This window comes from Opitutus sp., from assembly GCA_024998815.1.
In the GTDB taxonomy this organism is placed as follows: domain Bacteria; phylum Verrucomicrobiota; class Verrucomicrobiia; order Opitutales; family Opitutaceae; genus Rariglobus.
The window spans coordinates 458,828-481,856 of sequence record JACEUQ010000002.1; the positions used below are offsets into that span (position 1 = coordinate 458,828).

At 60.5% G+C, this 23,029-nt stretch carries 18 protein-coding genes; 10 read left to right on the forward strand and 8 right to left on the reverse strand.

The genetic code is table 11. From position 1 onward, the window contains the following. Nucleotides 1-37: 37 nt before the first annotated feature. The 5 genes from H2170_09845 to H2170_09865 all read right to left on the reverse strand — a co-directional run bounded on the left by H2170_09845 (nt 38) and on the right by H2170_09865 (nt 6,896). Complete coding sequence (locus H2170_09845) at nt 38-844, reverse strand: TnsA endonuclease N-terminal domain-containing protein (protein ID MCS6300387.1); 807 nt, start codon at nt 842-844, stop codon at nt 38-40. A 332-nt stretch (nt 845-1,176) separates the two neighbouring features. Further along, complete coding sequence (locus tag H2170_09850) at nt 1,177-1,731, reverse strand: hypothetical protein (protein MCS6300388.1); 555 nt, start codon at nt 1,729-1,731, stop codon at nt 1,177-1,179. Between the two features lie 626 nt (nt 1,732-2,357). Beyond that, complete coding sequence (locus H2170_09855; protein MCS6300389.1) at nt 2,358-5,549, reverse strand: DEAD/DEAH box helicase; 3,192 nt, start codon at nt 5,547-5,549, stop codon at nt 2,358-2,360. Continuing rightward, a complete protein-coding gene (locus H2170_09860) occupies nt 5,546-6,259 on the reverse strand; it encodes a hypothetical protein (GenBank protein MCS6300390.1) in 714 nt (237 codons plus the stop codon). The genes H2170_09855 and H2170_09860 overlap by 4 nt, the downstream gene beginning before the upstream one ends. A gap of 439 nt (nt 6,260-6,698) precedes the next feature. Next, nucleotides 6,699-6,896 carry a helix-turn-helix transcriptional regulator gene (locus H2170_09865; protein ID MCS6300391.1) on the reverse strand — a complete coding sequence of 66 codons (198 nt, stop codon included), beginning with the start codon at nt 6,894-6,896 and terminating at the stop codon, nt 6,699-6,701. 109 nt (nt 6,897-7,005) lie between these two features. Here H2170_09865 and H2170_09870 point away from each other — a divergent pair, with 109 nt between their 5' ends. Continuing rightward, nucleotides 7,006-7,395, forward strand: coding sequence for a hypothetical protein (locus H2170_09870; protein ID MCS6300392.1), 390 nt, complete (start codon nt 7,006-7,008; stop codon nt 7,393-7,395). A 256-nt stretch (nt 7,396-7,651) separates the two neighbouring features. Here H2170_09870 and gndA read toward each other — a convergent pair whose 3' ends face one another. Both gndA and H2170_09880 read right to left on the reverse strand, forming a co-directional pair. Beyond that, nucleotides 7,652-9,160 (reverse strand): NADP-dependent phosphogluconate dehydrogenase, encoded by a 1,509-nt coding sequence (gndA, locus tag H2170_09875; protein MCS6300393.1) that lies wholly within the window; start codon nt 9,158-9,160, stop codon nt 7,652-7,654. A 142-nt stretch (nt 9,161-9,302) separates the two neighbouring features. Continuing rightward, nucleotides 9,303-9,614: a hypothetical protein gene (locus H2170_09880; protein MCS6300394.1), complete on the reverse strand. Its 312-nt coding sequence runs from the start codon at nt 9,612-9,614 to the stop codon at nt 9,303-9,305. Nucleotides 9,615-9,757: 143 nt separating this feature from the next. On the opposite strand from H2170_09880, the gene H2170_09885 reads away from it, so the two are divergent. The 5 genes from H2170_09885 to H2170_09905 all read left to right on the forward strand — a co-directional run bounded on the left by H2170_09885 (nt 9,758) and on the right by H2170_09905 (nt 14,330). Further along, nucleotides 9,758-10,855 (forward strand): hypothetical protein, encoded by a 1,098-nt coding sequence (locus H2170_09885; GenBank protein ID MCS6300395.1) that lies wholly within the window; start codon nt 9,758-9,760, stop codon nt 10,853-10,855. Nucleotides 10,856-11,017: 162 nt separating this feature from the next. Further along, the gene (gene aroB / locus H2170_09890; protein MCS6300396.1) at nt 11,018-12,103 is read left to right on the forward strand and encodes a 3-dehydroquinate synthase; all 1,086 of its coding nucleotides are present in this window, start codon (nt 11,018-11,020) and stop codon (nt 12,101-12,103) included. A 68-nt stretch (nt 12,104-12,171) separates the two neighbouring features. After that, nucleotides 12,172-12,930: an acyl-ACP--UDP-N-acetylglucosamine O-acyltransferase gene (lpxA, locus tag H2170_09895; GenBank protein MCS6300397.1), complete on the forward strand. Its 759-nt coding sequence runs from the start codon at nt 12,172-12,174 to the stop codon at nt 12,928-12,930. After that, the gene (pdxA, locus tag H2170_09900) at nt 12,923-13,894 is read left to right on the forward strand and encodes a 4-hydroxythreonine-4-phosphate dehydrogenase PdxA (GenBank protein ID MCS6300398.1); all 972 of its coding nucleotides are present in this window, start codon (nt 12,923-12,925) and stop codon (nt 13,892-13,894) included. The genes lpxA and pdxA overlap by 8 nt, the downstream gene beginning before the upstream one ends. Nucleotides 13,895-13,901: 7 nt before the next feature. Beyond that, complete coding sequence (locus H2170_09905; protein MCS6300399.1) at nt 13,902-14,330, forward strand: iron-sulfur cluster assembly accessory protein; 429 nt, start codon at nt 13,902-13,904, stop codon at nt 14,328-14,330. Between the two features lie 187 nt (nt 14,331-14,517). Here H2170_09905 and H2170_09910 read toward each other — a convergent pair whose 3' ends face one another. Further along, complete coding sequence (locus H2170_09910; GenBank protein MCS6300400.1) at nt 14,518-17,214, reverse strand: glucosidase; 2,697 nt, start codon at nt 17,212-17,214, stop codon at nt 14,518-14,520. A gap of 138 nt (nt 17,215-17,352) precedes the next feature. Here H2170_09910 and H2170_09915 point away from each other — a divergent pair, with 138 nt between their 5' ends. The 4 genes from H2170_09915 to H2170_09930 all read left to right on the forward strand — a co-directional run bounded on the left by H2170_09915 (nt 17,353) and on the right by H2170_09930 (nt 22,892). Then, entirely contained in the window at nt 17,353-18,780 is a 1,428-nt protein-coding gene (locus tag H2170_09915; GenBank protein MCS6300401.1) for an insulinase family protein, read from the forward strand. Nucleotides 18,781-19,000: 220 nt separating this feature from the next. After that, nucleotides 19,001-20,356: an insulinase family protein gene (locus H2170_09920; GenBank protein MCS6300402.1), complete on the forward strand. Its 1,356-nt coding sequence runs from the start codon at nt 19,001-19,003 to the stop codon at nt 20,354-20,356. Between the two features lie 1,000 nt (nt 20,357-21,356). Next, nucleotides 21,357-22,145 (forward strand): 3-methyl-2-oxobutanoate hydroxymethyltransferase, encoded by a 789-nt coding sequence (gene panB, locus H2170_09925; protein MCS6300403.1) that lies wholly within the window; start codon nt 21,357-21,359, stop codon nt 22,143-22,145. 183 nt (nt 22,146-22,328) lie between these two features. Continuing rightward, entirely contained in the window at nt 22,329-22,892 is a 564-nt protein-coding gene (locus H2170_09930) for a phosphopantothenoylcysteine decarboxylase (protein MCS6300404.1), read from the forward strand. The last annotated feature ends 137 nt before the right edge of the window (nt 22,893-23,029 follow it).

Here is a 23,029-nt window from a genome sequence, read left to right on the forward strand (position 1 = left end):
CAATATTTTTTACGGAGTGGCGTTGTAGCGGTCATGATCATGCGGCGACGAGCGAAGGAGCCGCGTTGGGTAAAAACGCGTTCCGTAGGTTAAGGCGTATGACTCTCGTGGCCGTGAGGTGGTAGGTGACCGCGAGGGCCGTTCCGCGCGCTAATCCTAGTGTTCTGTCGCACTGCGAGCACAAATTTCGTAACGCGTCTTTCGTCACAAGGTGCGAAATTATCCATTTTCCGACCAAGTCGATGACGCGTCGATCGCAGGGGAGCCGATCAGGATCGTAGAACTCCATTATGAGTTCTACGTTGTCGATCAACTGCCGAGGCAATCGCGTATCTAAAAGCAAAGATAATATGATTTTACGAGACTTCCAGTAAGCGAATTCGATAGCGAATTTCTCGAGAACTCGCGGAGTGATGTCTTGCTCGCGTTTTAGAGAAAATGCCTGTCGATCCAACCTTCCCCCCGCCCTCTTAAAGGTCACGACTAGATCGGAGGACATAATTACGTCCTCTCCTCGATGCGCCGGGTGCTTCAGTCCGAGCGCTCGGGCAATCTCTTGTGTGAATGACGGATCAAGAGCTACCTGCTCTGAAACATTGACGACGCCAGAATCGGGGGCATGGAACATCAGCAAGCCGTGGTATTCCAGCGCGGAAACCGGGTGAACTATGCGGTGAACGATCCAAGAATAGAACATCGTCCTAAACCCGATTGAAGAGAAGTCCACCACGGTGAACAGCGGCTTATATTTCTTCGGGGGGTCATCGAGGAGGCATTTACCTTTCGCCACTACGCATTTGTCGTAGTCTCGAGCTAGAAACAGGGGATGGAAACGTCCACTCATGGGATTGAAAGGAAGCAAATGGCAATGCTCCGCCCCCGATGATAAGTATTCATGTTACACTAAGCAGGCTCCTGCTTTATTCGCTGATAGATAGGGATAACCCTGGGGCCGAGTTCTTTCCCCACTCACTCAAGGACATGGGGCCGCGCAATATTCTTGACTGCGCATTAGAGCCAGCTCACGGTCCATTCGTCGGAAGTAAAATTCCGATAAAGGGACTTTGAGCCGTCACGCTGTGGTGTCGTAAGACACCTTAGATTTCGGTGAAATGGTCTGTTTTAGGCCGGTGGAGTTGTTTTTCAAGGACGTGCTCCACCGGCCATTATTTTTTATTAAGCGGCTATTAGGTTGTAAACTTTTGGTCCACCTTCCTCAGATTCGGAAATTATCGAGATCATCTTTTCCGTAACTCGAAGGTAGGACATCTCGTTGCTGTAACGCTTACTGGATATCTGAGGCGCAATTCCTGGGTAGCGCGCCTTAATATAAATTTCGATATCGTCTCGAGTGAAAGGCTTCGTTTGCGAGCGGATTGCTTCTTTAACCAAATCCCGAACGGAGAAATTCTTACCTTCGGTTTCTGGCCCCTGTCCCGTGTGGCTTTTTTTTTCCGACCCAGTTTGAAGATTTTTAGGCGGGCGCCCCCTGCGACGGGGAGAAGGCACAGCGGCAGATTTCGATTCTTGGGAATTGTTTGATTGCGGGGTGTTGGTTTGGTTTGACGTGGGATTGAAGCGGTGAGGCGCCCCACTTTGTTTCTGGCTTAAAGGATCCTCCGCTTCTATCTCTGGGCCAAGTAGTTGGTTGATTGCCTCATTGCAACGTTTCACGAAGTTATCGCGTTCTTCCTCAATATTTCGAATAATTGATGCCACACGGGGGGTCATTTGAGGAAAAATATGTTCCCCATGTTCCCCTGACAAGATAAATCACCCGGAATTTCATGTAAATCCCCGAATTAAATCCCCAGCGTTCCCCTGGTGATAATCCGAAATGTCACCTGTTCCCAAGGGGAGGAATTGGCCTCGGAGAATTCAATAGGTGTAATTTCCGGTGATGAAAACGACACCACTTAATAATGTAATGTGTTTTTGTGCAGTGACGGCCATACCAAGGATCGAGCTTATCGCGAACGTCGCGAGATAGGCCCAGAATGCACGTTATGGCCCCGAATAGAAAACGTCTAGTATGTCTCCGTAAGGTGGCGGCGGCGAAATTCGGTCCGTTCGAGCCGTATGTCCAAGTACCTTTCCCAACGGGAGTGCCGTCTGGATGCTGGAATTCACCGAATGTATCGTCATTTATGGCAACTCGACGAAACAGGCCTCGGATGCTTGCTCCCGACGTCTCGCCATCACGGTAACGGGTCAGGCGCAGGCGGCTGACGTTCTTAGGCCAAGCATCGTGTTCGGAAGCGCCCGACTCCGCAATAAACGAGACCCAAAGAGGCCGGATTGCTGCGTCCAAATAATCCCAGCGGGCCACTGGCTCGTGCCGTTGGGCGCGTAGCCAATCACGGAGACCCGATACCGTCCCGATGGCAATGCCCTCGCGGGCCACAACCTCCTGCGCAACTCGACGCGAGGGCAGGCCGATCTGCAACAGGACGCGAGGGCAGGCCGATCTGCAACAGGACGGCCACGGTGGTGTTCAGTGTGCCCGACTCAAGAAAGGCTGCACACCGCAGCCCCCTCGCTTGCGCGAATGGGCCGTCGTCGATTAGTTCAGGGCGACGGACACGCACCGCCTCCATTCCCCAAGTGAGACGATAGACCACGCCGTCTTCGATGAAATGCCCCGCCGCGCGATAGGCGGCGTTATCCGGCGGGTAGCGATCTGAGTCGGCGAAAATCAATTGTAGCGGAATGCCCTCCAACCATTGGTGCATGATTCTCTGCCATCCATTAGGAAGCCCAGCCTTCGGCAGAAAAGTCGGAATCTCGAAAAGGTGTCCCGCTATCTCGATCAGCAATGCGACGACATCGCTAGTGTCCCCAAACTCTAGCAAGGCTTCGACTCGTCCAATAAGTGGGGCGACGATCTCGGCTTTTTGATCCAGCAACAAACCATCACTCAAACCCACCCCGGCGAAATACCACCCCTTACGCTGCTCTGCGGTGCTGTTCTGCCATAGTGTCCGTCCTCGCGAGTGGACGAGAAGCAGATAGGTTGTTTCTCGCTGAAGATTCTGGATTGCCGCTCGGAAGAATGAGCCTGCCAGCGCATCGTCCAAACGGGCGGCCAAGTTGGCCTCATCAACGTCGAGTTCCTCTACGAAGGACAACAGCGCTTGATCCAACGTCTGCGTCGCTTTCGACCACCCCGCGAGTTCGTCCTTCGCTACTGGAGGCTGCCCCCATAACGTGTCGACGCCGTTAGCGATCATGTCACGCACTGCTTCCGAGGAGCGATTTTCACCCTCAAGTAACACGATCAATCGGTCCAGAACGGCCGCCAATCCACTCGTGAAGCTACGTAGAGCCATTTGCTCCCGCAGCCGATTCCAATGGCGCTCTTGATCTGCGTCGAAACATAAACCCAACACCTCTCCATGTGTATCCACAAAGGCTCGACCGGCACGACCAGCTACGTTCATGGACTCGGTTCCATCCAATACTTTGAGCCGCTTACTATATGCGCCACTGCGACGCTGGAAGCGTTCCATCCCTCGGCCACAACCGTTAAAGAGCACGCAAGTTGCCGAAATATTTAACCCCGCGTTCACCGTAGGCGAGGCGACCACGACGCGAATAACTGCAAGTGCAATCAAGCGGTCAATTTCTCGCAAATAGGCACGCGGGAGTTGGCCGTGATGCACTGCGAGTCCGGCCCGTAACGCCTTCACTGCTTCCGACCCATGTGGCAACGATTCCTCGGCTATCCTGATAGCCCGCTCGATGGCCTCTCGATCATGTTCGGCCACGGGAACCGGCGTGATAAAATTCGCTTCGACCGCCGCTAAGTATTTACGGCATACGACATCAACCGAGGCAACAATTGGACAGTAAATCAGAACGCTCTTCTGACTCGCCAACATCTTTTCAGCCGCCGCCAAGGCGAGTTCATTCCGGTCCGATGGAAATATGATCGGATTCTTCTTCTTTTTTCTGACCGGAGCTCGCACTTGCTGGACAATAAAATCCTTCAGCCATGAGTTTTCTCCACCCACGTTTATATCGTAACGGAAGCGCAACGGTTCCTCTGGTCCAGCACGCGCGATGGACCCAAAACACTGGCGAGTTGGCCTCCACGATTGGCCTTGAACCAACGGGGAACCCAGCGGAGCAGGAAAGGCCCCATCGCTTATCCATCGCGAAAAGGCCGCTGTGCTCGGCTCTAACTCAGGCAGCAATGCCGAAAGCGCTATCATGCGCCGATGTGCGCAGTCCGCACGTCGTTTCAACGCAACGATCAACGCCTCGTAGGCCACGCCACGCGTTTCACCTCCCACCAAATGAGCTTCATCGAACACAACCAGCCCAACACGATCGAATAGCTCTGGGGCATTTCGCAGCGCGAACCCGGCTTTTTCAGGTGTAGCTACAACGATGTCATTGTCATCAAAAGTCGCCTGGTCGACTGGAGTTACACCTTGTGCACCATACAAAGCGGAAACCGAGAACCCCAGCGGACCAAAAAGCTTGCGGAATCCCCTTTCCACCTGCGCGGATAGCGCTCGTAGGGGCGTAATGTAGACGGCTCTTTTCCCGAGCAACAGGGCCTTAAAGACCGCCAATTCGGCGATTCTGGTCTTCCCGGCACTTGTGGGCAACGCAACCGCGAAGGACTCGTTGCCACTGAAAACCCGCGCCGCCGCTTCCAGCTGCGACGGCCACAACTCCAGCTCAGCGATTTTCCGCGAGCCCAGCACTTGGCCAAACAGGGCACGCTTCGCCGCCCATTCTTCAGCAGAGGACTCCGGGGGCGCAGCCTCCGGAATCGCATTTACAATACTGTTGGCCCAAAGCTCGCGCACGAGCGGGCGGCAAATCGCATAGAGTAAACGTGACCACACATCACCCGTTTCGAGTGAGAATCGCTCGCCGATTTCGAGACGGCGCAGGCATTCGCCAATCGCCTCTCGGCTGTTCAGTCGCATGGCGAAAACAAAGAGGGCCAAACAATGGGCAAAGTTCTGCTCAGCGGCAGCGCCGTCTTTTTTTTGCGCTGATTCTGGCGTCTCACTCGATCCCTCACCCCAATAGAAATCCACGGTTGCGGTTCGCACGGCCTCGTCCAGTCCGGAAATATCCCGTTCGAGTAGCAAATTTATCGTCCGGAGCATCAGATCAGGGGTTTCTTGCTCCTGAGCCATGCGCAGCAGCGAATAGGACGAGGCCGCGTAGCCTGCGAGGTGATAGCTCGTGGCCGCCAGAATTCGATTCAACGAACGCCTTGGGTCGGCAGTGTCCCCGTTACGCAGGATGGACTCATAGGCTTCCGCCGCGCGATGGAAACCCTGACGGCCTAGGGCGACACGCTCCTGACTCTCCGACTCTATCAAACGTAGCGAGGCGATCAGGCTACGATCCGCCTGAAGCAAAAGATACGCGGTCAGGTTGGCCCCGAAATTAGCTCCCATTTCTGGCGGAGGCACTCCGTCGCGCCAAACCAGCGAACGAGCCAGCCCCTTCGAGGTCGTCCTGAACCTCCCATTTTCTTGGATCAAAAGATTGAGTGCCGCTTCGGCGGAATCTGCGATCATGACGCGGGTCGCCTTCGGGCTAGTTCAATCGCCTTGGCATGCACACTGTCGCGCATGACTGCATAATCCGGACAAACCAAAATAGCTGCGAGCTGTTCGTGAACGATGCCAGAAGCGGGCGCGCCGTTGGCGACAAAGCGGGCGTTTGGATCGTCACCTGAAAGCAGAAAAATCAAATGCGTGCATCCGCGATCAGTCGGGCGAGGAGCAATCGTGAAGCGTTCGTCGAACAATCGCTTTGCCTCGGCCTCCCGACGATCCTTCGAGAGCTTTTCCGCCAGAAAATCAATGGTAAAGGGAGCTGGCCATCCGCCGTCCTGATCCAATCTGGCGCGCGCTTCGGCGACTGTCGCTCCGGGAACAGCCTCGGCAGCTTTTGATTCACCTTTAAGGAGCCCGACCGGCGTCACATCCCAACGAACCGCAATGATGTCTTCGCCTCGGCGCGGCCGAATGGACTCTTTCCATCGCAGCGTGCAGCACACCTCCCAAATTCCATTGCCGTGCCGGCGAAGCCACTCAATCCCGAGAAGTTCTCCGAGGTCGCCTGCACGGTCCTTCTTGGCGGTTGGATCATTCGCTTGGCTTGGCAGTCGGGCCTGAAGAACCCGAGCCAAAGTCCCGCCTCCGATCCCCGCGCGAAAACGTGCGGGTTCAAGGTAGTGGTGCTCAATCGTCGCAGCCAAAGCGTCGCACGCTCCGGCGCTCAAGGCTGGCATCGATATCCGATGCACCTCGTAGCCCGCACTTCGCACTGCTGGCTGAAAAACACAATCCGCCCAAAATCGTCCCACGCCTGGTACAACTGGTAAGGGCGACACTATAGCCCCGGCGGATACCGGAGTAGAGGACGCGGCCCCCTGTGCCATCGAATTTCTGGAGGGTGTGTCAGGCAATAGCTTAGAACACTGTATTGCTTCTTAAATTGAAACGTTATTTCTCCGTTCAATCCCTGCGATTAGCCTATCAGAGAGTCTGAATGCTGTCGGAGTGCGCTTGCGGGCTACGAGTATAAATTACGGGAGGAATTTTTGGGCAGAGACGTTTCAATTATCACTGGAGACGTTGTTATTTCCCCGTGACGTTTTGAATTATCCAGAACCATCCCCCTTAAATAGGAAGCCCGGTCCATTAACGCTTCTGGCCTCACTACTCGAATAGTCGCTGGATGGGCACTCGAAGCGCTGCCGCTAACGCGATTATTTCAGAATCTCGCACAAGTCGCTCTCCATTTTCGATCCGCGCCAATGCTGACCGATCGATTTGCAACCCGCACATCTGCAGCTTTGAGACCAATGCCTCTTGGGTTATCGCCACTGGAGATTGATTCCGGAGTTTTCGGATCATCGGCCCGATCACGTTCTTTGGGTTTCGTTTAGTCACGATGATAATGTGTGATATTCACACGTTGACATTACCGTAATAAGGGAGTGGCGTTGTGTGATTTTCACACATCATGGATCGCGATGAGTATCCCCCGGCGGGCAGTTTGGTCCCGCCCCACCCCTCCGGAAAGGCTGCAAAAAGGCTTCGTTACCACATTGCGGCCAACGAGGTCATCATTTTTGAAGAGGCTATGGCTGATAAGGAGTATCCTTACATCACCTGTTCGATTTGGGGCGTTATCCCCACCAACGAACTGTTTGTCCGCCTTACGAATGGTGAAATATCTTTCGTGGCTAGCACCTATTCTCCCGTCGAAGTGCCGTTGATGGCGAGTCGCGTGAGAGGCATGAATGCGGCAGACGCTGATGCCGCCGGCGCTCTCGCAGATCGCATTTGGGCGCAACACAGAAACGAGCTCATTAAGCCAGTGAGCCGCACCGGGCGTGGTGAGACGAGATAACATTGAACGGTCGCGTGGGGCTAGGTGATAGCCGATAATTGGTGTGCAGCGACTAACGTGACTAATGCGGAAGCCTTAGCGGCTTCCGCATTAGTTACGTTGTGAGGGAGATACCGGTTATTTGAATCTCGAAGACGCACCTCTTTAACGGAGGCGGTCGTTTTGATTATCCAGGTGATGTTTTAATTGTCACAGGTGACGTTTGTATTTTCCCCGGTGACGCTTTGAATTATCCGTCAACACTAACTGGTGAGACTTAGGCTTCGAGCTGGGGGCGGTTAGCCTCGGGCCAGTCGATGTGGAAGAACTTCCCGCGGGGCTTGTCGGTGCGCTCGTAGGTGTGCGCGCCGAAGTAGTCGCGCTGGGCCTGGAGCAAGTTGGCCGGCAGGCGGGCCGAACGGTAGGCGTCGTAGTAGCTCAGTGCCGAGGCGAAGGTCGGCACGCTGATGCCGTTTTCCACCGCGAGGCTGATCACCTTGCGCCAGTTGTCCTGGGCCTTCTGGATCGTCTTGTTGAAGTAGGCGTCGAGGAGCAAGTTCGCCAGCTTCGGGTTGCGGGCGTAGGCCTCGGTGATCTTTTGCAGGAAGGCGGCGCGGATGATGCAACCACCGCGGAAGATCTGGGCGATCTGGCCGAAGTTGAGCTTCCAGTTGTACTCGGTCTGGGCGGCGCGCATGAGCTGGAAGCCCTGGGCGTAGGAACAGATCTTCGAGCAATAGAGGGCGTCGTGGATCGCGGCGATCAAGGCCTTCTTCTTGGCGGGGGCGACCTTCTTGATCTTCGGGCCCTTGAGGACCTTGGAGGCGGCGACGCGCTCTTCCTTCACGGCGGAAATGCAGCGCGCGAAAACGGACTCGGCGACGGTCGGAGCCGGCACGCCCATGTCGAGAGCGTTAACCGAGGTCCATTTGCCGGTGCCCTTTTGGCCGGCGGTGTCGAGGACGATGTCGACAAAAGGCTTCTTGGTGACCGGATCCTTCTGCTTGAGGATGTCGGCGGTGATTTCGACGAGGAAGCTGTCGAGAGCGCCCTTGTTCCAATCGGTGAAGATCGCACCCATCTCGGCGGGCTTGAGGCCGAGCAAACCCTCCATGAGGGCGTAGGCTTCGCAGATCATCTGCATATCACCGTACTCGATACCGTTGTGGACCATCTTGACGTAGTGGCCCGCGCCGTTTTCGCCGATGTAGACGGTGCAAGGCACGCCGCCCTTGACGGGCTTGCCGGGCTTGGCGCCCATGAGGGGCTTGCCGGTCTTCTTGTCGACCTTGGCGGCGATGGCCTTCCAGATCGGCTCAAGCTCCTTGAAGGCGGCCTTGTCGCCACCGGGCATGAGGGAGGGGCCGAAACGCGCACCCTCTTCGCCGCCGGACACGCCGGAACCGATGAAGCGCAGCCCCTTTTCTTTAAGAGCCTTCTCGCGACGGATGGTGTCGGTCCAGAGGGCGTTGCCGCCATCGATGATGATGTCATTGGGGGCGAGCAGCGGGATGAGGCCGTCGATCACTGCGTCGGTGGCCTTGCCGGCCTGAACGAGGATGACGATCTTACGGGGCAACCCGATGGATTGCACAAACTCCTCCAGTGTCTTGGAACCGATCAGACCACCGGGGGTGTTGGGGTTTTCGGCGACAAACTTGTCCGTCTTCTCGACCGTACGGTTATAAACCGAGATCTGGAAGCCGTGGTCGGCGATGTTCAGGGCGAGGTTTTGACCCATGACGGCGAGGCCGATGAGTCCGATGTCGGAGTGCGATTTGGGCATAGTGAAAGTGCGGTACCGTGGACACTTAGCAGCCAAAGACCAATCACAATTCCAAGAAGTTGAATTCATTCTCACAATCACTGCCGCTCATGAATCAAACGTGCGCTGCGCGGGCGAATACGCCGCGCCCGCCCGCCGGTCCTCAGCGCCCGATGACCTGATCATACTTCTTAGCCTTCGGGCTGGTTTCCACGCCGGAGGGGAAGAAGGGGGCTATTTTATCGACCACCGGGGTGAGGAACTTGGGCTCGTTGCGCGAGTAAACCCAATTAAAGCCGACCACCGTCATCACCACGAAAACAAGGATGCAGAGGATGATTTTGTTCATCTGCGCGACCGCGCGGAGCACCATAAAGCCGACGATAAAAATCAGCACACCCAGGCCGATGTTAAGCCAAACCTGGCGGGGGACTTCGTTGAGTTTTTCGAGCGTGGTGGCGGCGAACAGGATCATGGCCTAGGAGGCTAAGCTACGGCGCGGCAGAGACCAGTCGAAAGGCGCAAACGTTATTTCCCTCATGACCGTGCCGACAATTGTGACCCGCCCACCTCCGGCGTTGCCAGCGTCACCCGGGCTTACGCATGCTCACCGGCACTATGGAAGAAAAGCCGTTGGCGGCCCTGCGTCCGCAGCAAAAAAAACCCAGCTTCCCGATCAGCGCCGGGCTGCACGCCTACCTGCGCCGCTACCGGCGCGAGCGCGAGTTGCCCGTCACCTACGATCGCCTGCGCCGCTTCGTCGACTCTGTCCCGCTCACCGACGCCAAGGGCAAGGCCTCGTTGTGGGAGAGCGTCTTTTACGACCGCTTCGAGATGGAGTCGCTCCACGAGGACCTCAAGCGCATGTACGCCCTGATCCGCGTCGCCGGCGACCTGTCGGTGATGAAACACCTCTACGTCGATCGCATCGACTTCTGCTCCTACGGCAACTCGATGCCGTTTCGTATCCGGGTGGTGAATTCCTTTAACGACAACCCCGACTATTTCTACATCAAGCGTGGCGACGCCTCGCGCATCTACGGGCTGGAACTCGAGCACCTGCTCTCGCCCAACCGCCTCAATTACCTCAACTACGGCGACACCCTCGTTGAGGAGCACATCGCGGGCATTCCCGGCAACGACTTCATCGACCGCTGGCTGGGCAGCCCTGAAATTAGCCCCATCCGATTGGCCAAGGAGCTGGTGAAGTTTAACGAGCGCTCCTTCGTGCGCCTACTCGGTGACATGCGCAGTTACAACTTCGTGGTGGTGCTCACGCCCGATTTCGAAGGGGCGCAGCTGCGGATCCGGGCGATGGACTTCGACCAGCAAAGTTACGAGGGCCGCATGAACCTGTACCGCCCGCAGTTTTTCAAAGGCAACCAGCCGCTGGCGCTGTTTTGTGTGAAGCACCTGCGGATCGAAACCGCCCAACAGTATCAGCGCGAGGAGCAGGTGATTATCCTGCAACGCGCGGCGATCATCGAAGACCGCTTGGAGCGATTGCTCGCGGCGATGTCGGCAGATCCGATCGCCCCGATCGAAAACATCCACCAATTGCGCGCCGAGCTCGCCGAGCACTACGGCCGCGAGGAGTACCTGAGCTGCGAGTCGATGGGCGAGCTCATCCGCGAAAACCTCGAATCGATCCGCCTTAACGTCGAGGCGCTGCTGCCCGGTCGCCCGCAGCGTCTCGACGGCGACGCCGAGAAGTGAGGGCTCGGGATGGGCAAAAAAAGTAGCGCAGACTTCCTGTCTGCTCCGCTTAAGCCGAACCGCTCGGAGGCAGACTGGAAGTCTGCGCTACTTTCCCTGCGGCAAGTGCGGGGCTGCGCGGAAGGTTGACCCTCGGCACGTGCTCCCGTTTAACCCACCGCCATGGTTGAGAGCCTCACAGTTAACCTCGGCGATCGCAGTTACCCGATTCACTTCAGCAAGGACGTGGCCGCCGCCGTGCGCACCCAAATCGACGCGCTGGCCGCCGCCGGTCGCAAGGTGGTCGTTGTCACCGACCGCAACCTCGCGCGCAGCCAGGCCGATGCGCTGCAAGCCATGTTCGGCAGCCAACCCACCCTCGTACTCGAACCGGGCGAGGAAACCAAATCGCTCCCCCAGCTCGGGCGTGTGCTCGATTTTCTTGCCGAACACCGGGTCGACCGCGGCGGTGCGCTCTTTGCAGCCGGCGGCGGCGTCATCGGCGACTTGGCCGGCTTTGCAGCCGCGTCCTACCTGCGCGGCATCGCCTTTTATCAAGTGCCCACGACCCTGCTTTCCATGGTCGATAGCTCGGTGGGCGGCAAAACCGGCATCAATCTCAAGGCTGGTAAAAATCTCGTCGGCGCTTTCCATCAACCGCGCGGGGTGTTCATCGGCACCGGCCTACTCGGCACGCTGCCGCCGCGCGAGTTCGCCGCCGGCATGGCCGAGGTCATCAAAACCGGTCTGTTGGGCGACGCCTCGCTCTTCGCCCAACTCGAAGCCCGCCCGCTCACGGTCACGAGCGCCGAGCTCGGCGAGGTGGTCCGCCGCTGCTGCGCGCTGAAGGCCGGTGTCGTCGAGGCCGACGAACATGAAACCGCCAAGGATGGCGGCCGTGCACTCCTCAATCTCGGCCACACCTTCGGCCACGCCATCGAGCAGGTCACCGGTTATGGCAACTACCTCCACGGCGAGGCGGTCGCGATCGGCCTGGCGGGAGCGGCGCGGTTGTCGCAAAAACTTGGCTACATCGGTGCCGCCGAAGTGGCGCGCATCGAGGCCGTGCTCGTCGCCCACGCCCTGCCGGTGCGACTACGAGCGCCGCTGCCGCTCGCCCCGCTACTGGCCGCCATGGCCCGCGACAAAAAAGTCCGCGCCGGCGCCCTGCGTTTCGTCGTCCTCAAATCCCTCGGTCTGGCCGCCACCCAGGGCGACATCGACCCGGCCTTAGCCGAGGCCAGCTTCCGCGAAGTCGGCGCGGTCTGACACCCGCGTTGCCGCGCTTATCGACGCATCTCCCGCGCCCCTAACATCGCCAGTATAACCAAAGCCCAATGCCCACGCTCATCCATCCCACTGCCCTCGTTGAAGACGGCGCACAACTCGGCGCCGACTGCGAGATCATGGCCCGCGCCATCGTCACCCGCCATGCCGTGCTCGGCGACCGCGTGGTCGTGCACCCGGGCGCGGTGGTCGGCGGCGACCCGCAGTACCTGAAGTTTGACCGCGCCACGCCCAGTTTTGTGCGCGTCGGTGCGGGCACGGTGATCCGCGAAAACGTTACCCTCAACCGCGCTATTCATGCCGGTAAAGCCACCGTGATCGGCGAGCGCTGCTTCCTCATGGCCAACAGCCATGTTGGCCACGACTGCGCACTGGGCGACGACGTGGTGCTGGCCAACAACGTTATGCTCGCCGGGCATGTCGACGTGGGCAGTTTCACCTTCATCGGCGGCGGCGCCGGCATCCACCAGTTTTGCCGCATCGGCGAGAGTGCGATGATCAGCGGACTGTCGCGCATCTCGCGCGACCTGGCGCCGTTCACCATCAATGCCGAGCGCGACGAGGTGTCGGGGCTCAACCTGGTCGGCCTGAAACGCCGCGGCTTTTCCCGCGCCGCGATCCGTGAGCTGAAGCTGGCGTTCCGCGCGGTGTATTTCGGGCTGGGCAACATCCGCACGCTGGCCGCCACAGCACTGGCCAACGGTGACTATGAGACCGCGGAGGCACGCAGCTTTTTGGAGTTTTTCGCGGGCGGTAAACGCGGCTTCGCCCGCGCCGATCGCGGACTGAGCGCTGGCAACGATGAGTAAGCTCGCGCTCATCTGCGGCGACCCGGCGGGGGTCGGCCCGGAGATCATCGCCGCGTGGCTGGCGGCGCGCTCGGATCAAAACCATGGGCGGGACGCCCATGCCACTCAAACGGCCTCCCTTGCCGCGCAGGCGGACACGGTCGCCGTGATCGGCCCGGCCCGCTGGCTGGCGGGCTTGCCGGCCGACGTGGAAAAAATCGCGGTGGGGCCGGCCGACTACGCGGCCACCCTCGGCGCGCCCGACGACGCGGGCGCTCGCGTGGCGCTCGCGGCGATGGAACTGGCGGCGGCGGGGTGCCGCGACCGGCGGTTTTCCGGCGTGGTCACCGGTCCGGTCAGCAAGGCGCGCCTGGCGGCGGTGGGGTATCCCTTTCCTGGACAGACCGAGTTTTTCGCCGCGCGCTGGGGCGGGGATCCGGTCATGGCGTTTTGCGGCGGACGTTTGCGCGTGGTCTTGCTCAGCTGGCACCTGCCGCTGCGTGATGTGCCCACGCAACTGACGCCGGCAACGTTTGAGCGCACGGTGCGCGCGGCCGACGCGCTGGCGCGGGCCGAGGGCGTGGTCCAGCCGCGCATCGCGGTGTGCGGACTCAACCCCCACGCCGGTGAAGACGGCCTGCTCGGGTCGGAGGAGCTCACCACGATCGACCCGATTCTGGACACGTTGCGCGGCGAGTTTCCCGGACTCTCGCGGACGTTACCCGGCGACACGGTGTTCGCGCGGCAGTTAAAAGGAGAGTTCGACGTGGTGGTGGCACTTTACCACGACCAAGGCTTAGCCCCGCTCAAGACGGTGGATTTCGACGAGGCGGTGAACGTGACGCTCGGCCTGCCCTTTGTGCGCACCAGTCCGGACCACGGTACCGCGTACGGCATCGCCGGCAAAGGCGTGGCAAGCGGCACCAGTTTTGCCAACGCGGTGACGGTTGCGCGGCGCTTGATTACGCGGCGACTTGGGCGATAGTCGCGCCATGTCCGACTCCACCGCCACGCCACTCACCCCTGCCGCCGCCACCGCTGACGCCGTTTCCGCGCCTGCGAGCGCGCTGCCGGAAGGCGTGCGAGCGGGGAACGAAAACCTGGTGCGCCTGACCGAGGCGGCCGGCGTGAAAACACGGGCGCTGATCGCTCGAGAACAGCAGGGCGATTTCCTACGCGTGGCGATCAGCGGCGGCGGTTGCAACGGGCTGAGCTACAAACTGCGCTTCGTCAAAGAGCCCAAAAAGGGCGACATCCTGGTGCGCAGCGCGGACGTGGCGGTGCTGGTGGATGCCAAAACCGCGCTCTACCTCAAGGGCACGGAGCTGGATTTTTCGACCAAGCTGATCGCGGGAGGGTTTAAGTTTTCCAACCCCAACGCCAAGGCCAGCTGCTCGTGCGGCGAGAGCTTTAGCGTGTGAGGACAGTGCGCAGAGCGGGGGCGGCCGCCGCCACGCGGCTCCCACAGCCGACATCGTTCTCGTTACTCTTTATCTTAATCTTTCGTCAGGAACTCCGAATCAGGCCACTTACGAGCTGCGCCGGATTCGGAAGGAGAACGATCAAGATAAAGAGGAACGAGAAAGAGCGGAATCGCCCCGCTCCGCCTTAGAGCGGCTCCGTCGGGTACTGCTCGATCAGGCGCGCCACCAGCGCGGTCCAGCCGGTCTGGTGGTTGGCACCCAACCCGGCCCCCGTGTCGCCGTGGAAAAACTCATGGAATAACACGAGCTCTTTCCAGTGCGGATCGCCGCTGAAGCGCGCATCATCGCCCAGGGCCGGGCGCCGTCCGGCGGCATCCGGGGTGAACAACGACACCAGCCTCCGCCCGAGTTCGGCGGCGATTTCCGCCAAGTTGAGCAGCCGTCCGCTGCCGGTGGGGAACTCCAGTTTCATCGTGTCCCCGTAGAAGTGGTGGTAGCGTTCCAGTGACTCGATGAGCAAGTAGTTGAGCGGAAACCAAATCGGCCCGCGCCAGTTCGAGTTGCCGCCAAACAGCCAGGTGTCGGAGTCGCCCGGCACGTAGTTAACCCGGTAGGATTCCCCGCCGAGGTGCATCTCGTAGGGCTGGTCGGCGTAACGGCGCGAGAGCGAACGCACGCCGTGGGGCGCGAGCAATTCCGTCTCGTCGAGCACCAGTTTGAGCACTCGCTCCAGGCGCGCCCGCGTCGGGATCGCCAGCAGAAGCAAACTGCTCTCGCAGCCGTCGGCGGCGAGGTACGAGATTTGCCGCGCGAGCTCGGGACGGTTTTTCAAAAACCAGCGCGTGCGTTTGGCGAAACCGGGCAGCGCATCGAGCCGGTCCTGGTCGATGAACTCCACAGCGAAGAGCGGGATCAACCCGACCATCGAGCGCAAGCGCACCGGTTCGGTGTGGCCGCCGGGCAGCACCAACTGATCGTAATAAAACCCGTCGGCTTCATTCCACAGGCCGGTGCCGCCGAGGTGGTTCATCGCGTCGGCAATCATAAGGAAATGCTCGAAGAATTTCGAGGCGATGTCCTCGTAGGCCGGGTCGCCATCGGCCAGCTCCAGCGCCATGGCCAGCATGGTCGAGCAGTAGAAGGCCATCCACGCCGTGCCGTCGGCCTGCGTGAGCGTACCGCCCGCGGGCAGCGGCCGGGAGCGGTCAAACACACCGATGTTGTCCAAGCCGAGGAAGCCGCCGGCGAACAGGTTTTTGCCGTGCGGGTCTTTACGGTTCACCCACCAGGTGAAGTTGAGCAGCAGTTTTTGGAAAACGCTGGCAAGGAACTTGCGGTCACGCTTCCCGCGCGGTGCGGTCATTTTATACACTCGCCAGCAGGCCCAGGCATGCACCGGCGGGTTCACGTCGGAGAAATTGTACTCGTAGGCCGGAATCTGCCCGCTCGGGCTCATGTACCATTCGCGCAGCAGCAGGTTGAGCTGATGCTTGGCGAAATCGGGGTCGAGCTTGGCGAAGGGGATCATGTGGAAGGCCAGATCCCAGGCGGCGAACCACGGGTATTCCCACTTGTCAGGCATGGAGAGAACGTCGCGGTTAAACAGATGTGCCCACTCGGCGTTGCGGGCGTTTTTGCGCTCTTCGGGAGGCGGCGGCATGGCCGAATCGCCCTCCAGCCACTCCTTAACAACGTAGTGATAAAACTGTTTCGACCAGAGCAGCCCGGCGTAGGCCTGCCGAGCCACGACGCGCTCTTTCTCCTCGCTCACGCCCGCCAACAAGTCGCCATAAAACACATCCGCATCGGCCAGGCGGGCGTCGAACACCGCATCGAATTTCTTGCCGAAAACCGCGCCCTTGGCCGGAGCGAGGGCCGTATCAGCCGAGTGCAGACGCAGGCGAAAAACCCGCGCCTCGCCGGCGGCGAGCGTGACCTCGTGATGCGCGGCGCATTTGGTGCCGCGTTGGAGCGGGTTAACCGCCGCCGTGATCCCGCGCACCACGTAGTCGTGAAACGCGTCCTTCACGTAAGGCGTGGCATTGGGCGAGTTAAACAGACGCTGCGTGTTGGTTTCGTTTTCGGTAAACAGCAGCGGAACGGCGTCCTCCTGCTGGAGGGTAAAGCGGCCCAAGGTCGCGTGGTCGCAGGCAACCGTTTGCGGGCCGGTGGCGGCTAGGTGCGGCTTCACCTCGCAGCCCTCGTGGTTGCTGCCCCAGGACCAGAAATTCCGGTACCAGAGCGTGGGCAACACGTGGACGCTTGCCGCCTCCGGGCCGCGATTGGTCACGGTGATGCGAATGAGGATATCGTCGGGCGCGTTTTTGGCGTATTCACACTGCACGTCGAAGTAGCGAGACTGGTCAAACACGCCGGTGTCGACCAACTCGAACTCGCGCTGGAGGCGGTTGCGGCGCTTATTTTCCTCGCGCAACGCCGCGTAGGGGAAGGCGGCCTGCGGGTATTTATAAAGTCCCTTCAGGTACGAATGGGTCGGCGTGGCATCGAGGTAAAAGTACTCCTCCTTCACGTCTTCGCCGTGGTTGCCCTCGGGGTTGGACAGACCGAAGAGACGCTCCTTGAGCAGCGCGTCGCGGCCGTTCCACAGCGCCACCGAGAAACACAACCGCCCCTCGCGGTCGGTGATTCCCATGAGGCCGTCCTCGCCCCAGCGGTAGGAGCGGCTGCACGCGTGTTCGTGGCTGAAGTAGCCCCAGGCCTCGCCGTCGGGCGAATAATCCTCGCGCACCGTGCCCCACTGGCGCTCGGCGAGATAGGGGCCCCAACGCTTCCAGTTCATCGTACGCGCTTCATCCTCGGCCAGGCGCGTGCGTTCTGGGTTAACAACCTTGGCCGCCGTCTTCTGCGTCAGTTTACTCATGCTTGGGACCGTAGCGGCCGAACGGGCCAATGAAAGACCAAATCCGAAACCTCCCCGCTTGCACCCGCACCCGCGATCGCCTTGCCTGCCTGTGTTTTTTAATTTCACCCCGCATCCCACAGACTCTCGTCTTTTTGCATGAATCCCCGCCTCCTGCTTTGTCTGGTCCTTTTGCCCGCCGTATCCCTGCGCGCCGAGGCTTGTTCGTCCTCCGCGTGTGCCTCGCCTGCAGCGGAAGCCCCGCAGGCCATAGCTGAACCGGCCAGCGTGGCTGGCTACACCTACGTCAAAACCCTCGGCGGCATCTCGGAGTACACCCTCGACGCCAACGGTCTTCGCGTCCTCGTTCTGCCCGACCACTCCGCCCCCGTGGTGACCTTCATGGTCACCTACCACGTGGGCTCGCGCAACGAAGTGAGCGGCACCACCGGGGCCACTCACCTGCTGGAACACCTCATGTTCAAGGGCACGGAAAACTTCAACCGCGCCAAGGGTAACAGCATCGACCAGTTGCTCGAACGCGTCGGCGCGACCTACAACGCCACCACCTGGCTGGACCGCACCAACTACTTCGCCAACCTCGGCAAGGCCCACCTCGACGCCTACGTCGCCATCGAGTCCGACCGCATGCGCAACCTCTGGCTGCGCGAGTCCGACCGCCAGCCCGAGATGACCGTCGTGCGCAACGAATTCGAGATCGGCGAAAACAGCCCCATCCAGGCCCTCGACAAGGAGATCAACGCCGTCGCCTACATCGCCCACCCCTACCATCACCCCACGATCGGCTGGCGCAGCGACATCGAAAAGGTCTCCATCGAAAAACTACGTGAGTTCTACAACACCTTTTACTGGCCCAACAACGCCACCGCCACGCTCATCGGCGACATCGACGCAAACGATGCCCTCGCCTTGGTTAAAAAGCACTACGGCGCCATCCCGCGCGCGCCCCACACCATCCCGCAGGTGGTCACCGAGGAGCCCGCCCAAACCGGCCCGCGCCGCGTCACCCTCAAGCGCGCTGGTCGTCTCGGCGTAGTCGGCATCGCCTTCAAAACCCCCGCTGCCAACCACCCCGACATGCCCGCCCTCCAGGTGCTCGGCTCCATCCTCACCAACGGCAAAAACAGCCGCCTTTACCGCGGTCTCACCGACAAAAATCTCACCACCAACGTGAATGCCGACATCGGCTTTTTCCGTGATCCTGCGCTGACCACCCTTTACGCAAGCCTAGCCCCCGACGTGAAGCCCGAGGACGCCGAGACCGCGCTGCTCGATGAGGTTTACACAGTGAAAATGGACGGCGTTACCGACGCCGAGGTCGCCGCTGCAATCAGCCAACTGATGGCCGCCTCGGCCTACGCCCGCGACGGCGCCTTCGCCATTGCGAGCAACCTCAACGAGTACATTTCCAGCGGTGAATGGACGCTCTATGTCACCCTCGACGAAGCCATCCGCAAGGTGACCGCCGCCGACGTGAAACGCGTGGCCAACCAGTACCTCGACGAAGACCAAAGCACCACCGGCTGGTTTATCCCGCTGTCCACCCCGGAGATCATCACCCCGTAACCGCCCGCAATCGTTCTCGTTATCCTCACTCGCCGCCTCGTTCTCTTTATTCTTTCTCTTAATCTTTCGTCAGGGTCAGGCGTACTGCACCAGCAGCAGCCGGAATCGAAGCCGGAAGGAGAACGATTAAGATAAAGAGGAACGAGAAAGATCCCCAAAGCCCGCCACCGAGCCGACGCCCCTCCGCCCACCCGCCCCCGCCACCCCTGATTTTCACACCATGAACTGCCTCCGTTTTCCGTCCGCTGCCCGCCGCCTGATTCTTGCCACCGCCGCCCCCCTTCTGCTCGCCGCCGCTGTGCACGCCGGGGTCGCCGACCAGGCCGTGCGGGCCCAGGTGGCCAGCATCGATGTGATCGCTTACAAAACCCTCGTCAAAGACGTGGTCACCTTCTGCGGCGCTTTGCCGGCCGGCGATTCCTTCGCGCCCGAAAGCAACCTCGCCATTGCCACTTTAGTTGGCGGCATGCTGGACAAAGGCACCACCGCACAGGACCAGTTCGCGATCGCCCAACAACTCGACGCCGTCGGCGCCACCCTGACCTTCAGTGTCGACGACACCATGGTGTCCTTCAGCGGCAAATGCCTGCGCAAGGACTTCCCCTTGGTGATCGGACTACTGGCCGAACAACTGCGCGCCCCGGCCTTCAACGATGAGGATCTGGTCAAACTCCAGAAACAAATCTCTGGCCGCGTGCAACGCTCCCTAGAGCAGACTAACTACCGCGCAGGCCAGTCCTTCGCCGCCGCCATTTATCCTCTCGGCCACCCGAACTACGAGCCGGCTCCGGCTGCCTTCATGGCCGCAGTCAAGACCGCCACCGTGGCCGAGCTGCGCGCCTTTCACCAAAAGCACTACGGCCCGGCCGGCCTCACGTTGGTTGCCGTTGGCGATGTCGACTCCGCCACCCTGCAAGCCGAGGTCGCCAAGGCCTTCGCCGGCTGGACGGGTGGAGTGAAACGCCCCGATTATCCACGCACCATCACTCACCTCGACGTTGACCGCGACCAGACCGTGTTCATGGCCGACAAGCCCAACGTAAGCGTCATTTTTGGCCAAGCCACCGGCCTGCGCCACGCCGATCCCGACGCGCTGCCCCTGCGTGTTGCCACGGCCATTTTGGGCAGCGGATTCACCGGTCGCCTGATGGCCACGGTGCGTGACCAAGAAGGCCTCACCTACGGGATCAGCTCGCGGGTTTCCAACGACAGCTACTCCAACGGCGACTGGCGCATTGCGGCGAATTTCTCGCCCGAGTTGTTGGAAAAAGGCCTCGCCGCCACCCGTCGCGAGTTAAAATCCTGGTATGAGCAGGGCGTCACCGCTGTGGAAGTGGGCCGCACCAAGACCAACCTTGCCGGCAGTTTTCAAGTGGGACTGGCCACGACCGACGGCATGGCCGGCACGCTGCTGGCGACGGTTAACCGCGGGTATCCGCTGAGCTGGATCGACGAGTATCCGCAGAAGCTAACCGAGCTGACAGTGGAGCAGGTCAATGCGACGATTAAGAAGCACCTGCAGCCCGACAGCTTCGTGCTGATCAAAGCCGGCACGGTCCCGACGGCGGCCAAGTAAGGCGCGGGCGGACAGGACTTGTAGGCAGTGACATTTAAGTTGGAGCTTCTGCCGGCGCTGCAAATCGAAGAAAAACTTCGATCCTTTTAGCCGCGAAAGAGCGCAAAGAAATACAGGGATTGTTCTTTGCACTCCTTGCGTTCTCTCGCGGCCAAACTGCCGAGGTTTTTTCCGAAGTTGAGTCAGGAGTGGAATCGCGAAAGCGCTTCATTGTAGGGGGGGGGGGGGTGAATGACAAAAAACCACAACCACAGATGCCCACAAAACAGACGCCACTCCAGTCACCCCATTGTTTGGGAGCGCGAAAGTGGTCGTGGACGAAACCGCCAAGGCAGTGATGCCTTTCGGAGGGACGAGGCCCGCAAAAAAAGCCAACCGTCGCCGAACTGCGCACCGCCTGGAAGCGCCCCGAGCTGCCTGTATTCATCGGGCAACTCTCCTTGCACACCGCGAACTGGCCCGACGAGAAAGTGGGCTACGCCCCCCCTCCGCGAGGTGCAGCGCGCCTTTGCCGTAGCGGCCCCCGCTCCGGATTCGCCGTCACCCTCGACTACGGCGAGCGCGGCAATGTTCACCCCATTAACAAACAGCCCGTTGGCGAACACCTTCGACCGGCGTGGGATAGACGTGGAAAACGGTGACGCTCGGCGAAATCGCGCTCCAGGCGGGCGAGACCCGTTTGCGTTTAAAGGCGCAAAGGAAGGCTGGAAGGGCCTCAGCATTCGCCACGTCTGGCTGACGCCCGCTTTGTAACAGGCCCGCACAAACCCCTTGAGCTCACGCTCAAGGCCACACGGAGGGGCTCAACGGTCGGGGCAGCCACGTGGAAGGGCCCCAGGACCACCCTTTGGCACTGCCAGCGACACTTCACCGTGGCCTTGAGCGTGAGCTTAAGGTGCTGCGCCCCGCGCTTGCCTGTACCGCCCAGCGCTTGCATCGCCGAAACCGCGCAAGAGCGGGGTTGGCTTTTGCCGGCGAGCTGCGAGAGTTCCCGCCTCGCATGAAAACCGTCCTCGAATTCAAGGCCCGCAAGGGTCAGGGCCGTATCAGTATGTCCACGGCCTACACGGCGTGGGAGGCCCGCTTTTTGGCTGCTTCACCCGTCGACTGCGTGTTGGTCGGCGACAGCGTTGCCACCGTCGTCGATGGCGAAGCGACGACCTTCGCCGCCACCCCCGAAATCATGGCGCGCCACACCGCCGCCGTCGCCCGCGGCTTGGCCGGCACCAAGTTCATCATCGCCGACTTCCCTTTCCTCGCTGCCCGCAAGGGCATCGCCCCCGCCGTCGAGTGCGCCGTACTACTGATGCGCGCCGGTGCCCATGCCGTTAAAATCGAGGGCATCGACGGCCACGCCGATGTCGTTAACCATCTGGTCGAGTCCGGCGTGCCGGTGATCGTCCACCTCGGGCTGACTCCGCAGTCGGTCAATGCGCTGGGCGGCTACAAGGTGCAGGGTAAAACCGAGGCCGCCGCCGAGGCACTCATCACCCAAGCCCGTGCCGCCGCCGAGGCGGGTGCGTGCGGTCTGGTGCTCGAATGCGTGCCCAGTGAAGTCGCTAAAATCATCACGGTAGCGCTGGCAATTCCGGTAATCGGCATCGGGGCCGGCCCGCACACCGACGGACAGGTGCTGGTGTTTCACGATCTGCTCGGACTCAACCCCGGGTTTGCGCCGCGCTTCGTGCGCGCGTTCGCCGACGCCGGTGGCACGGTGACCAGCGGCCTCGCCGGCTTCGCCGCCGCGGTGGCCGACGGCAGCTTCCCTAGCGCCAAAGAATCTTACTAAGCCCCAAAAAGTAGCGCAGACTTCCAGTCTGCTTAGATCCGGAAACCCGTTACACCCAAGCAGACTGGAAGTCTGCGCTACTTTTCGAGCCCATACCGCTGCCTTACTCCGTGACCTCCGTGCCACCTCTCGTGCCCTCTGTGTAACCCTCCGACTCCGCCCCGTTCTCTCCCCGCTCCGCCCATGACCACCGCCCGCAAACCCCGCCTGCTGTTTTTCCTCACTGGTTCGATCTCGTGCTACAAGGCCTGCTTCGCGATTTCGCGGCTGGTGCAGGCAGGCGTCGAGGTTCGCACGGTTGCCACACCCGCTGCGCTGCAATTCGTCGGTAAGGCGACGCTGGAGGGCCTCACTGGCCAGGCTGTAGCCAGCGACATGTGGGAGCCGGGCCGGGCCATGGAACACATTAACCTCGCCCGCTGGGCCGACCTCGCGCTGGTCGCCCCCGCCACCGCCAACACGATCAACCGCCTCGCCAACGGCCTGGCCGACGACCTGGTTGGCAGCCTGTTCCTGGCGTGGGAACTGCAGAAAAAACCGTGGTGGATCGCGCCCGCGATGAACGTCGCGATGTTCGAACACCCGCTCACTCAGGCCTCGCTTGCCAAACTCGGCGGCCTTGGGGTGCGCGTGCTGCCCACCGGCAGCGGCCCGCTGGCCTGCGGCGAAGAGGGTGCCGGCCGGCTCCTTGAACCCGAGCAGCTCGTCATGCACGTCCTCGCCGAATTGGGGCCGAAGATCGCATGAGGGAGACAAGGCAGGGTTACACAGAGGGCACTAGAGGACCACAGAGTCCACGGAGTTAATCCTAGATCCAGTTAAAGAATTTCGTCCGTCCGTACATTAGTAAACTCCATGAACTCCGCCCTCCGTGACCTCCGTGC

Coding starts and splice junctions, on each gene's coding strand:
- H2170_09850 (MCS6300388.1), bottom strand. CDS start 1,731: ATGACCCCCCGTGTGGCATCAATTATTCGAAATATTGAGGAAGAACGC.
- H2170_09870 (MCS6300392.1), top strand. CDS start 7,006: ATGGATCGCGATGAGTATCCCCCGGCGGGCAGTTTGGTCCCGCCCCAC.
- pdxA (MCS6300398.1), top strand. CDS start 12,923: ATGAGTAAGCTCGCGCTCATCTGCGGCGACCCGGCGGGGGTCGGCCCG.
- H2170_09845 (MCS6300387.1), bottom strand. CDS start 844: ATGAGTGGACGTTTCCATCCCCTGTTTCTAGCTCGAGACTACGACAAA.
- gndA (MCS6300393.1), bottom strand. CDS start 9,160: ATGCCCAAATCGCACTCCGACATCGGACTCATCGGCCTCGCCGTCATG.
- H2170_09920 (MCS6300402.1), top strand. CDS start 19,001: ATGAACTGCCTCCGTTTTCCGTCCGCTGCCCGCCGCCTGATTCTTGCC.
- H2170_09865 (MCS6300391.1), bottom strand. CDS start 6,896: ATGATCCGAAAACTCCGGAATCAATCTCCAGTGGCGATAACCCAAGAG.
- H2170_09930 (MCS6300404.1), top strand. CDS start 22,329: ATGACCACCGCCCGCAAACCCCGCCTGCTGTTTTTCCTCACTGGTTCG.
- H2170_09915 (MCS6300401.1), top strand. CDS start 17,353: ATGAATCCCCGCCTCCTGCTTTGTCTGGTCCTTTTGCCCGCCGTATCC.
- H2170_09905 (MCS6300399.1), top strand. CDS start 13,902: ATGTCCGACTCCACCGCCACGCCACTCACCCCTGCCGCCGCCACCGCT.
- H2170_09855 (MCS6300389.1), bottom strand. CDS start 5,549: ATGATCGCAGATTCCGCCGAAGCGGCACTCAATCTTTTGATCCAAGAA.
- H2170_09885 (MCS6300395.1), top strand. CDS start 9,758: ATGGAAGAAAAGCCGTTGGCGGCCCTGCGTCCGCAGCAAAAAAAACCC.
- lpxA (MCS6300397.1), top strand. CDS start 12,172: ATGCCCACGCTCATCCATCCCACTGCCCTCGTTGAAGACGGCGCACAA.
- H2170_09910 (MCS6300400.1), bottom strand. CDS start 17,214: ATGAGTAAACTGACGCAGAAGACGGCGGCCAAGGTTGTTAACCCAGAA.
- panB (MCS6300403.1), top strand. CDS start 21,357: ATGAAAACCGTCCTCGAATTCAAGGCCCGCAAGGGTCAGGGCCGTATC.
- aroB (MCS6300396.1), top strand. CDS start 11,018: ATGGTTGAGAGCCTCACAGTTAACCTCGGCGATCGCAGTTACCCGATT.
- H2170_09880 (MCS6300394.1), bottom strand. CDS start 9,614: ATGATCCTGTTCGCCGCCACCACGCTCGAAAAACTCAACGAAGTCCCC.